The 11,333-nt window shown below is 60.3% G+C and carries 10 protein-coding genes; 4 read left to right on the top strand and 6 right to left on the bottom strand.

All coding sequences use genetic code 11. The annotated features are described in order from the left end of the window. Window positions 1–47 precede the first annotated feature (47 nt). A complete protein-coding gene (locus PSH66_RS07340; protein WP_305428647.1) occupies window positions 48–1,388 on the bottom strand; it encodes an MFS transporter in 1,341 nt (446 codons plus the stop codon). 146 nt (window positions 1,389–1,534) lie between these two features. Next, complete coding sequence (gene pcaR / locus PSH66_RS07335) at window positions 1,535–2,377, bottom strand: pca regulon transcriptional regulator PcaR (RefSeq protein WP_003172390.1); 843 nt, start codon at window positions 2,375–2,377, stop codon at window positions 1,535–1,537. A 559-nt stretch (window positions 2,378–2,936) separates the two neighbouring features. Here pcaR and PSH66_RS07330 point away from each other — a divergent pair. Then, window positions 2,937–3,137: a hypothetical protein gene (locus PSH66_RS07330; RefSeq protein WP_003172389.1), complete on the top strand. Its 201-nt coding sequence runs from the start codon at window positions 2,937–2,939 to the stop codon at window positions 3,135–3,137. A 312-nt stretch (window positions 3,138–3,449) separates the two neighbouring features. Continuing rightward, window positions 3,450–4,925: an inorganic phosphate transporter gene (locus tag PSH66_RS07325; RefSeq protein WP_003172388.1), complete on the top strand. Its 1,476-nt coding sequence runs from the start codon at window positions 3,450–3,452 to the stop codon at window positions 4,923–4,925. A 168-nt stretch (window positions 4,926–5,093) separates the two neighbouring features. Here the strand turns inward: PSH66_RS07325 and ccoM are convergent, their stop codons facing one another. The 3 genes from ccoM to PSH66_RS07310 form a co-directional block, all read right to left on the bottom strand. Beyond that, complete coding sequence (gene ccoM / locus PSH66_RS07320) at window positions 5,094–5,210, bottom strand: cytochrome c oxidase subunit CcoM (RefSeq protein WP_303047262.1); 117 nt, start codon at window positions 5,208–5,210, stop codon at window positions 5,094–5,096. A 143-nt stretch (window positions 5,211–5,353) separates the two neighbouring features. Beyond that, complete coding sequence (locus PSH66_RS07315; protein ID WP_003172386.1) at window positions 5,354–5,515, bottom strand: hypothetical protein; 162 nt, start codon at window positions 5,513–5,515, stop codon at window positions 5,354–5,356. 105 nt (window positions 5,516–5,620) lie between these two features. Beyond that, the gene (locus PSH66_RS07310; protein ID WP_042944308.1) at window positions 5,621–5,962 is read right to left on the bottom strand and encodes a hypothetical protein; all 342 of its coding nucleotides are present in this window, start codon (window positions 5,960–5,962) and stop codon (window positions 5,621–5,623) included. Window positions 5,963–6,182: 220 nt separating this feature from the next. On the opposite strand from PSH66_RS07310, the gene rapA reads away from it, so the two are divergent. Further along, entirely contained in the window at window positions 6,183–9,029 is a 2,847-nt protein-coding gene (gene rapA / locus PSH66_RS07305) for an RNA polymerase-associated protein RapA (protein WP_305428646.1), read from the top strand. Window positions 9,030–9,148: 119 nt separating this feature from the next. Here the strand turns inward: rapA and PSH66_RS07300 are convergent, their stop codons facing one another. Then, the gene (locus tag PSH66_RS07300; protein WP_042944306.1) at window positions 9,149–10,495 is read right to left on the bottom strand and encodes an MFS transporter; all 1,347 of its coding nucleotides are present in this window, start codon (window positions 10,493–10,495) and stop codon (window positions 9,149–9,151) included. A gap of 251 nt (window positions 10,496–10,746) precedes the next feature. Between PSH66_RS07300 and PSH66_RS07295 the strand changes: the two genes are divergently transcribed. After that, on the top strand, window positions 10,747–11,115 hold the full coding sequence (locus PSH66_RS07295; protein WP_003172382.1) for a YkgJ family cysteine cluster protein: 369 nt from the start codon (window positions 10,747–10,749) through the stop codon (window positions 11,113–11,115). The last annotated feature ends 218 nt before the right edge of the window (window positions 11,116–11,333 follow it).

Genomic DNA, 11,333 nt, shown 5'->3' with positions numbered 1-11,333 from the left:
GAACTGATTGTTGTCTAGCTACTCACTTGGGCGAACTCGGTCAGGCTTCAGGTAGCGTCGGCGTGGCTGACCATGCCTTTGATGACCACTGCTGTGGCGGCCAACGCCGCCGGAATCACCAGAGCGGTGAGCACCTGCTCGAAGTTCCAGCCCAGGCCGAGCAAGGTGGCGCCCATCCACGCGCCAAGAATCGCACCGAAGCGGCCGATGCCGAGCATCCACGACACGCCGGTGGCGCGGCCCTGGGTCGGGTAGAAACGGGCCGCCAGGGAAGGCATCGCCGATTGCGCGCCGTTGACGCACATCCCGGCGATCAGCACCAGGGTCGCCAGTAGCGTGATGTTGCCCAGGCTCTGCCCTACCGCGTAGGCAAACACCCCCGCCAGCAGGTAGAAAGCGCCGATCACCTTGTGAGGGTTGAACCGGTCCATCGCCCAACCCACGCCGACCGCACTCAACACGCCACCAAACTGGAACAGCGCACCGATAAACGCGGCCTGCTCCATGCTGGCGCCGCTGTCCCGCATCAGCGTCGGCAGCCAACTGGTGAGCAGGTAAACAATCACCAGGCCCATAAAATAGGTGAGCCACAGCAACAAGGTGCCGGCGCTGTAGGTGCCGGAGAAAATCACCGCGAACACGTTGCGTGCCTTGACGGTTTTTTGCTCGGGCACACTGAAGTCGGTGGCTTGGGCGACGATAGTGGGCTCGATGGGTGACAGCGTTTTGCGCACTTTGTCCGTGCCGCGATTGCGCACCACCAGGTAGCGCGCCGACTCTGGCAGCCACACCAGCAGCACCACGGCCAGGATCAATGGCAGGATGCCGCCGATCAGCAGCAGGCTGTGCCAGCCGAACGCAGGGATCAGCTTGGCTGAGATAAACCCACCACCGGCCATGCCCAAGTTGAAACCGCAGAACATGCTGGTCACCAGCAGTGACTTGTGACGTTCGGGGGTGTATTCGGACAGCAGCGTGGTGGCGTTGGGCATCCCGGCCCCCAGGCCCAGCCCGGTGAGGAAGCGCAGCACCAACAGTTGATCGACATTGCTGCTGTAGGCCGACGCCAGGCTGAACGCGCCAAACACCAGCACCGCCCCCACCAGCACGACTTTGCGACCAAAGCGGTCGGCCAGCGGGCCGGAACCCAGTGCGCCAAATACCATGCCGATCAACGCGGCGCTCATCACCGGGCCGAGGCTGGCGCGGTCGATGCCCCAGTCCTGGGACAGGGCAGGCGCGATAAAGCCCATGGCGGCGGTATCCAGGCCATCGAGGAACACAATCAGGAAACACAGAATCACCACACGCCACTGGTAGCGCGACAGTGGCTGGGCATTGATAAAGGACTGCACGTCCAGGGGGGCACCGACAGAAGGTTGATTCATTGTTTTTATTCCACACCGGGGGCGGGCCGACGACCTGGGGTCGTCATTATTATTGGGCGGCGCCAGAAGCGCGCTGCCGCACAGTAATAAGCCAGGTGAAACACCGTCAATCGATTACGCCGGGATCCGTGCGATCACCGAACAGCTTAGGCGAACAGCTGTGTACTCAACTCACGGCTGGCGCTGAGCATGCTCGGCAGGAAGCGCTGCTCCAACTCGCTGCGGCTGACGCGTCCGGCGTGGGTGCTGACATTGAGCGCCGCCAAGACCTGACCCGAGGCGTCATACACCGGCACGGCGATCGAGCGCAAACCCTGTTCCAGTTCCTGATCAACAATGCACCAGCCCTGCTGACGCACTTGCTGCAGGCATTCGAACAAAGCTTCGGGCGTGGTCAGGGTGCGGCTGGTCTTGGTTTGCAGGTCGGCATGATCGAGGTAGTCCTGCAGCGAAGCATCGTCCAGCGCTGCCAGCAGGATGCGACCCATGGAGGTGCAATAGGCCGGCAAGCGCCCGCCCACCGACAGGTCCACCGAAATCAGGCGCTGAGTGGTGGCCGAACGGGCGATATAAAGAATGTCGTCGCCTTCGAGGGTGGCCATGTTGCAGGCTTCGTGGAGTTGTTCGCTCATGCGGTCCAGATAGGGCTGGGCCGACACAGCCAGAGGCGTGGACGACAGATAGGCGTGGCCAAGCGTCAATACTTTGGGCAGCAACGAATAGGTGCGCCCATCGGTGGTGGCGTAGCCGAGCTTGATCAGCGTATGCAGGCAACGACGCACGGCGGCGCGAGGAATCTCGGTGCGGTGGCTGATCTGGGCGATGGTCAGGTGGCGCTTGCGCTCCTGGAATGCCTGCACCACGGCCAGGCCACGCGCCAGGGAGGTCATGAAGTCGGGATCACCGGTAAATGCCTGGATGCGCTTGGCCGGCGAGGCAACGATCGGCGGCGCGGCTGACGCGAAAGAGTTGCGCAATTGATCGTTCATCAGGGGATCCTTTCTTTTATTGTCGACCGCAGGGAATTCGGCCGCTATTACAAGCCGCGCCGGACATGGGGCACAAGGCAGAGCCGGGAACATTGGGCGATTATCGGACGATCATTCGATTATCGCAATTCTACCGGTTGCCGACACCTGAGCGCTTTTCACGCCCCCGGTACAATTTCAGGCATGTTTTATAACACCGCATGTCGGGTAAACTTTATGACGTCAGAATATGAGCACGTATTCACATGCTCGTGTAACAAAACCCGCACATAACGTTGACGCTTTTTAACTTTATCCCGATAGTGTTATCCAAATGCGTCGCTATAATGCACCCTGTGCTCAGGTCTGCCCGGTTTCACCATCGGCACCAGAGCTCGCCAGGTCGTGCACATGCCATGCAGTGCCGGTTGCAACACTTACCTTGAATCAATGCCATAACAAGCGACGGCGCTCTCCTTCACTAGTTGAACGTTTAGAACGTTCAACTTTGAACAAGCCGAGGGCGATATTCAGGGATAACGCTGCAAGCGATTTACACTCAACTCAATTAGGTAACAACGTGACGAAAGATGAACTGCGCGCAGAACTAGAGCGCCAGGAACAACGTTACAAGGACGTTTACGGCGGGGAAGTCACCACTTACGCCGCCCAGCCTGAACCTGAACGCAAACCCTGGCGCAAGCGAGCCAGCTTGCTCGATCAGGCATTTGCCCAGGAAATTCAAAAGATCGAGCAGGAACTCAAAGCCGAAGAGCCCTAAGCGATTCAGGTTGAGCCTCAAGGTTGCAACCCTGACCAAGGGTACATAGCTATCAATTGGCTACTCGTCGCCCATCGCCTCGGTAAAATTTCATACAAATGTTTCTGGCATGACGGATTGATGACAAAAACCGTTGTTTTCGGCCCCCTGCTTTATAAATCAAAGACTTGCCAAAGCCCCGAAAACCCTGGGATGAGGGGCCTTTGCCAGTTTTTTTTTAATGAAGAAGGTAACCGATGAGCAGCTAGTGCATCGATTACCGAGGTTTTCTGGCATAATCGCGCCCCCTTACGACCGGGTCAGAAAACCTTCATGATCGATTTATTCAGCGGACTGGATGCTTGGGTTCTCGTGAGCCTGTTGCTCGCCCTCGCCTTTGTCCTCGCCTTCGAGTTCATCAATGGCTTTCATGACACCGCTAACGCGGTGGCCACAGTCATCTATACCAAAGCCATGCCGCCGCATCTGGCCGTGTTCTTCTCCGGGGTGTTCAATTTCCTCGGCGTGTTGCTCGGTGGTGTCGGTGTCGCCTACGCCATCGTGCACTTGCTGCCGGTGGAGTTGCTGATCAATGTGAATACCGGCCACGGTCTGGCCATGGTCTTCTCTTTATTGGCCGCCGCGATCACCTGGAACCTGGGTACCTGGTACTTTGGCATCCCCGCCTCCAGTTCCCACACGCTGATCGGCTCGATCCTCGGTGTTGGCCTGGCCAACGCGCTGATCAACGATATCCCACTGGCTGACGGTGTGAACTGGCAGAAGGCAATCGATATCGGCGCCTCGCTGGTGTTCTCGCCGATGGCCGGCTTCCTGGTCGCAGCCCTGGTGCTGCTCGGCCTGAAGTGGTGGCGCCCGCTGTCGAAGATGCACAAGACCCCGGACCAGCGCCGCAAGCTCGACGACAAGAAACATCCCCCATTCTGGAACCGCCTGGTCCTGGTGATTTCCGCCATGGCCGTGAGTTTCGTGCACGGTTCCAACGATGGCCAGAAAGGTATCGGCCTGATCATGCTCGTGCTGATCGGTATCGTGCCGGCGCAGTTCGTCCTTGACCTGGGCAGCACCACTTACCAGATCGAGCGTACCCGCGACGCTACCGTGCATTTGAGCCAGTTCTACCAGCGCAACAACGCCACCCTCGGCGAATTCCTGGCGCTGGGTAAAAGCGTGAAGGACGACCTGCCAGGCAAGTTCCAGTGCAACCCACAGCAGACCGAGCCGACCATCAACGCGCTCGTCAGCACCTTGAAAGGCGTCTCCGACTACCATTCGTTGAACGCCGATCAGCGCATCGAAGTGCGCCGCTACCTGCTCTGCCTGGACGATACCGCGAAGAAAGTCGGCAAACTGCCGGGCCTGGATGCACGTGAGAAGTCCGACCTCGACAAGCTGCGCAAAGACCTCACCGCCACCACCGAGTACGCACCGTTCTGGGTGATCCTCGCGGTTGCATTGGCCCTGGGCCTGGGCACCATGGTGGGCTGGAAGCGCGTGGTACTGACCATCGGCGAGAAGATCGGCAAGCAGGGCATGACCTATGCCCAGGGCATGTCGGCGCAGATCACCACCGCGACCATGATCGGCTTTGCCAACATCTTCGCCCTGCCGGTATCCACCACCCACGTGCTGTCCTCCGGCGTGGCCGGTACCATGGTCGCCAACAAGAGCGGCCTGCAAGGTGGCACGGTCAAGACCATCCTGATGGCGTGGGTGTTGACCCTGCCGGCAACTGTGGGCCTGTCGGCCGGGTTGTTCTGGCTGGCGTCAAAGGCACTCGGCAGCTGATACCGCGCTGCAACGAAAAAAGGTGCGATCCGCGAGGGTCGCACCTTTTTTTATGATCAAGCCGGGCATAAATCAAAATGTGGGAGCGGGCTGTGACAACAGCAAAATAAAAAAAAGGCGACCGAAGTCGCCCAAAATGCCTTGCGTGCTCATGTAATCCGGAAAGACCTAAGGTTTTTTACGCTTGTTCGCGTCTCTCCAGATAAAAACTCCAAATCCTACAAAAAACAGCACCATGAGGCTTACAGTCAGCACTCCGGCGAATACCACATTATCGATAAACATGACCGGCCTCCTGTGCTTGCCCTGTTGCGATAGGGCTAAGTTACTGGAGAAGTCAGACGGGAAAATTGACGGGGATCAATGTCGCCCGCAACGGGGCGTAAAGAAGGGCAATAACTGACCTGCATCAATAGATGCAGGTCGTTTCAACGCTTTTTCGGTTTGTTCTTCGGCTTCTTCTTGGCTTTGCCTAACGGCATTGCCTGCTCAAACGCCTGGCGCACTTCGTTCAGGCGTTTGTCATTGAGGTCATGAACCCGCTTGGCGCGTTCGGCATTCAGGTCGATCAATTTATCATCATCACTCATGGCTTGGCTTACGTCGTGGCGAGAAGGGCTTAATAATGCGGCCTCCCCCGCCCGGCGGCAAATCAGTGCGCGACAAAAGGCAGGCCTTCGCCCGCAACCGAGCGATCAAACCTCGACGTCCACCCACAAGCCCTGGCGCGGCGCGTCTTCGATCAGCGGCACCACGGGCACGGTGTTGTCGGCATTGAGCACGTCGCCTGGGATGGCCAGGTGTTGGTCCGGGTCTTCCTCGGCTTCACGCCGGCGTTTTTGCTGCTCCTGCTGGCGGCGTTGCTCTTCGCGCAACACAAAGGCCGACTGCTCGGCATCGCCCTTTTTCAGGTCGATCGCGCTTTCATTGGCGCCTGCTTGCACAGGCACCACGGGCGGGATATCCGGCTTCTGGCGTACCGGATCAAGTTGTGACGTGACCGGCACAACGCTGACGGGCAGCATGGGTGGCAACATAATCTTTACTCTCCTGATCAACAGGCTGTCGGCGGGCCGCAGGGCGACTTGAGCAAAAGCTCGCCAACCTGTGACCCAGTCGACACTCCCAAGTGCCCGCCATCCGTCGATCCAACTGCCGACGCCCCCTTCAAACGGAGTAGTTTTTATCAGAATCCTTGGGCGTGGGAGCCTTGTTCCGTTAACATAGTCGGCTTTTTCACGGCGGGAGTCAGGCAGCATGGCGCAGCAGTATCAACCGGGGCAACGCTGGATTAGTGACAGCGAAGCAGAGCTGGGGTTAGGCACCGTTCTGGCACAGGACGGCCGCTTGTTGACCGTGCTCTATCCGGCCACTGGCGACACGCGCCAGTATGCGCTACGGAATGCGCCCCTCACCCGTGTGAGGTTCTCGCCGGGCGACTCCATCACCCATTTCGAAGGCTGGAAAATGACCGTACAGGAAGTCGACGACGTCGACGGCTTGCTGGTCTACCACGGTCTCAATGGGCAGAACGAGCAGGTGACCCTGCCGGAAACCCAACTCTCCAACTTCATCCAGTTCCGCCTGGCCAGCGACCGTCTGTTCGCCGGGCAGATCGACCCGCTGGCCTGGTTCTCGCTGCGCTACCACACCCTGGAACACACCAGCCGCCAATTGCAGTCCTCGCTGTGGGGCCTGGGTGGCGTGCGTGCGCAACCTATCGCTCACCAATTGCATATCGCCCGGGAAGTCGCCGACCGTATCGCGCCACGGGTGTTGCTGGCCGACGAGGTGGGCCTGGGCAAGACCATCGAAGCCGGCCTGGTGATCCATCGCCAACTGCTTTCGGGCCGCGCCAGCCGCGTGCTGATCCTGGTGCCGGAAAACCTGCAGCACCAATGGCTGGTGGAAATGCGCCGCCGCTTCAACCTGCAGGTTGCGCTGTTCGATGAAGAACGCTTTATCGAAAGCGATGCCACCAACCCGTTCGAAGACACCCAACTCGCCCTGGTCGCCCTTGAGTGGCTGGTGGACGACGAAAAGGCCCAGGACGCGCTGTTCGCCGCCGGCTGGGACTTGCTGGTGGTCGACGAGGCTCACCACCTGGTGTGGCACGAAGAGAAAGCCAGCCCTGAGTATTCGTTGGTCGAGCAACTCGCCGAAGTGATCCCTGGCGTGCTGCTGCTCACCGCCACCCCGGAACAACTGGGTCAGGACAGCCACTTTGCGCGTCTGCGCCTGCTGGATCCGAACCGTTTCCACGACCTGCAGGCCTTCCGCGCCGAGAGCGAAAACTATCGCCCGGTGGCCGAAGCCGTGCAGGAACTGCTCGATAAGGGCCGGCTGTCACCGGCGGCCCACAAGACCATCCAGGGTTTCCTCGGCAACGAAGGCGAAGCGCTGCTCAGCGCCGTCAACGATGGCGACACCGAAGCCAGCGCACGCCTGGTGCGTGAGCTGCTCGACCGCCACGGCACCGGCCGCGTGCTGTTTCGCAACACCCGCGCCGCCGTCCAGGGCTTCCCGGAGCGCAAGCTGCACGCCTACCCGCTGCCGAACCCGGACGAATACCTGGAACTGCCACTGGGCGAACACGCCGAGCTGTACCCGGAAGTCAGCTTCCAGTCGCAGCCGGACATCGAGGAAGAAAACCGCTGGTGGCGCTTCGACCCACGGGTGGAATGGCTGATCGACCAGTTGAAAATGCTCAAGCGCACCAAAGTCCTGGTGATCTGCGCCCACGCCGAAACCGCCATGGACCTGGAAGACGCCCTGCGCGTGCGTTCCGGCATCCCGGCCACGGTGTTCCACGAGGGCATGAATATCCTCGAACGTGACCGTGCCGCCGCCTACTTCGCCGACGAAGAGTTCGGCGCCCAGGTGCTGATCTGCTCGGAAATCGGCTCTGAAGGCCGCAACTTCCAGTTCGCCCACCACCTGGTGCTGTTCGACCTGCCGTCCCATCCCGACCTGCTGGAACAGCGCATCGGCCGTCTGGACCGGATCGGCCAGAAGCATGTGATCGAGTTGCACGTGCCGTACCTGGAAACCAGCCCGCAAGCGCGCCTGTTCCAGTGGTACCACGAAGCGCTGAACGCGTTCCTCAATACCTGCCCGACCGGCAACGCCCTGCAGCACCAGTTCGGCCCGCGCCTGCTGCCGCTGCTGGAAAACGCCGATGACGGCGAGTGGCAAGCGCTGATCGACGAGGCCCGTGCCGAGCGCGAACGCCTGGAGCAAGAGCTGCACACCGGTCGCGACCGCCTGCTGGAGCTCAATTCCGGTGGCGCGGGTGAAGGCGATGCGCTGGTGGAAGACATCCTGGAGCAGGACGACCAGTTCGCCCTGCCGATCTATATGGAAACCCTGTTCGACGCCTTCGGTATCGACAGCGAAGACCATTCGGAAAACGCGCTGATCCTCAAGCCGAGCGAAAAAATGCTCGACGCCAGCTTCCCCCTGGGCGACGACGAAGGCGTGACCATCACCTACGATCGCAACCAGGCACTGTCGCGCGAAGACATGCAGTTCATCACCTGGGAACACCCGATGGTGCAGGGCGGCATGGACCTGGTGCTGTCCGGTTCCATGGGCAACACCGCCGTGGCACTGATCAAGAACAAGGCGCTCAAGCCAGGCACCGTGTTGCTCGAACTGCTTTACGTCAGTGAAGTGGTTGCACCGCGTTCGCTGCAATTGGGTCGCTACCTGCCACCGGCCGCATTGCGCTGCCTGCTGGACGCCAATGGCAATGACCTGTCCGGGCGCGTCTCGTTCGAAACCTTGAACGACCAGCTGGAAAGCGTGCCACGGGCCAGCGCCAACAAGTTCGTGCAGGCCCAGCGCGATCAACTCACCCCGCGCATCAACGCCGGTGAAGAGAAGATCACCCCGCGTCACGCCGAGCGCGTGGCTGAGGCCAAGCGTCGCCTGGCGGCGGACACCGACGAAGAACTGGCGCGCCTGACCGCGTTGCAAGCGGTCAACCCGACCGTGCGTGACAGTGAACTGGTTGCCCTGCGCAACCAGCGCGAGCAAGGCCTGGCCATGCTCGACAAGGCTGCGCTGAGACTGGAAGCGATTCGGGTGTTGGTGGCGGGTTGATTTCCGCCCTGCCCTGTTAAAAAAGGCCCGCGCAATGCGGGCCTTCTTTATTCACTTGAGAACAGTGCTGGTTTTGCGGGCCTCATCGGGGGCTAGCCCCCGATAGCGTCACCGCGGTTTCAAGCCGTCGCGGCCGTAACCGGCACCTCAACCGCGCTCAACCCCTCTTTCATCCGCCGGGCATCACGCACAAAACTGCGCGAGGCCTGGAACAGAAACAGCATGGTCAAAAACAGCGCCACCGGAATCAGGTACATGGCGTCGTGCAAACCCACCGCTTTATAGGCCTCAGTCATCTGCTCGGCCCCCGCGGCATACATCGCCGAATGGGCGAAATGATCGGACAAGCCGCCCACCACGATCGGCCCCATGCCGCCGCCCAGCAAATACAACCCGGCAAAGAACAACGCCATCGCCGTCGCCCGCAGGCGTGGTTCAACCACATCCTGGATCGCCGTGTACACGCAGGTGTAGAAGTTATAGGCAAACAACCAGCCCACACTGAACAGCGCCACGAACACACCAATCTCGATACGTCCGGCATGCAAGGCCCAGGCGGTGGTGACGGTGGAGATGATCAGGCTGAACGCCGCGAACAGCAGTCGGCCATTGGCGACGCGTTGATGGATCTTGTCGGCAATCCAGCCACCCACCGTCAGGCCCACCAGGCCAGTCAAGCCGACGATGACACCGGTAGCGACGGCGGCGTCCTGCAGCGGCATAAGGAAATAACGCTGCAGCATCGGCACCAGAAACGAATTGCACGCGTAGGTGGCGAAGTTGAAGCACAACCCGGCCAGCACCAGCCAGAGGAAAGTAGGCACGGCCAGTACGCGACGGATCGGGCGGTCGACGCGCTCCTGGGACACCTGCACGGTTTCCGCCGCACCGCGCTTGGGTTCCTTGATATAGAACATGAACACCGCGAGGATCAGCCCCGGCACCGCTGCAATAAAGAACGGCGCGCGCCAGCTGTCGAACGCCTTGACCATCGCACCGATGGTAAAAAACGCCAGCAGCAGGCCCAACGGCAGACCGAGCATGAAAATCCCCATGGCGCGTGCACGGCGATGCGCAGGGAACAAATCGCCGATCAGCGAGTTGGCCGCCGGCGCGTAGCTGGCTTCACCGATACCGATGCCCATGCGCACCAGCAAAAAGGTCCAGAAACTGCCGACGAATCCATTGATCGCCGTCAACCCGCTCCAGGCAAACAGGCCCCAGCCCATCAGCTTGCTGCGCGAGCCAGTGTCGGCCATACGCCCCAGCGGCAGGCCGGCGATGGCGTAGACGATGGTGAATGCGGTGCCGATGATGCCGAGCTGGAAGTCGCTCAGGTGCCACTCCATGCGGATTGGCTCGATGATGATGGCCGGGATGGTGCGGTCGAAGAAGTTGAACAGGTTGGCGAGGAACAGCAGGAACAGAATGCGCCAGGCATTCGCCGCTTGGGTCGAGTTCTGCATGGGTCCGTCTCTTTTATTGTTATGAGAGCTGCGATGCACGACGCACCCTGCTCGGGTACTTGCAACATAGTCAGGCGAGCGCCGCTTGTCTGTAATGATTCGTAAAGCTGATAGGGCATGATTTCGTCCGGTATTCCGGGACTTTCCCTACGCAAAATATAAGTGCTGCCCCCTCTTCCCAACGGCCATGGCCCAGATAGAATGGCGAGCCTTCCCGTAGTGCCCCTCCCTACTTTTTATTGATGACGCCCATGTCCGAAGCCAGTCCGTGTCTGAATTGCGGTGCCTGCTGTTCATACTTTCGTGTGTCTTTCTTCTGGGGCGAGTGCGCCTCATCGGGCGGCACGGTGCCCGACGACCTGGTGGTCCAGATCAACCCCACTCGCGTCGCGATGATCGGCACCGACCAGAAACCCGCGCGCTGCTGCAGCCTTGAGGGTGAAGTGGGTAAAGGCACCCGTTGTTCGATCTATGAGCAACGCTCAAGCCCCTGCCGAGAGTTCGATGCCTCATGGAGCCAGGGCGAGCAAAACGTCGATTGCGATGCCGCACGTGCCGCGTTCGGCCTGGCGCCGCTGGAAGCGCCCGCCTTCGAGCTGGAGCTGCCCATCAGCGCCTAGGATCAAACGAACATCGCCAGGCCAACCTGCTGACGCCGAAAATTTGGCATTTCGCCATCACTCACCTAAAGATCGGCGACGAACGGCCGATCAATCAGAGTCCGCCCAGGTTTTGCCTGGGGTTATCAGGGTCAGCCCGATTCTCCGGACAAGGACGCACTGTAAAGTCGCGAACTCCCATTCCGTGATGGCCCTTTGATTCTTTTCAGCCATCCGTC

Source organism: Pseudomonas sp. FP597 (assembly GCF_030687435.1).
In the GTDB taxonomy this organism is placed as follows: Bacteria; Pseudomonadota; Gammaproteobacteria; order Pseudomonadales; family Pseudomonadaceae; genus Aquipseudomonas; species Aquipseudomonas lactucae.
This window is presented reverse-complemented; position numbering and strand designations above follow the sequence as displayed.

Bases quoted from the DNA above. Each gene is read 5' to 3' on its own strand.
- PSH66_RS07340 (WP_305428647.1), bottom strand. From the start codon at position 1,388: ATGAATCAACCTTCTGTCGGTGCCCCCCTGGACGTGCAGTCCTTTATC.
- pcaR (WP_003172390.1), bottom strand. From the start codon at position 2,377: ATGAACGATCAATTGCGCAACTCTTTCGCGTCAGCCGCGCCGCCGATC.
- PSH66_RS07325 (WP_003172388.1), top strand. From the start codon at position 3,450: ATGATCGATTTATTCAGCGGACTGGATGCTTGGGTTCTCGTGAGCCTG.
- ccoM (WP_303047262.1), bottom strand. From the start codon at position 5,210: ATGTTTATCGATAATGTGGTATTCGCCGGAGTGCTGACTGTAAGCCTC.
- PSH66_RS07315 (WP_003172386.1), bottom strand. From the start codon at position 5,515: ATGAGTGATGATGATAAATTGATCGACCTGAATGCCGAACGCGCCAAG.
- PSH66_RS07310 (WP_042944308.1), bottom strand. From the start codon at position 5,962: ATGTTGCCACCCATGCTGCCCGTCAGCGTTGTGCCGGTCACGTCACAA.
- rapA (WP_305428646.1), top strand. From the start codon at position 6,183: ATGGCGCAGCAGTATCAACCGGGGCAACGCTGGATTAGTGACAGCGAA.
- PSH66_RS07300 (WP_042944306.1), bottom strand. From the start codon at position 10,495: ATGCAGAACTCGACCCAAGCGGCGAATGCCTGGCGCATTCTGTTCCTG.
- PSH66_RS07295 (WP_003172382.1), top strand. From the start codon at position 10,747: ATGTCCGAAGCCAGTCCGTGTCTGAATTGCGGTGCCTGCTGTTCATAC.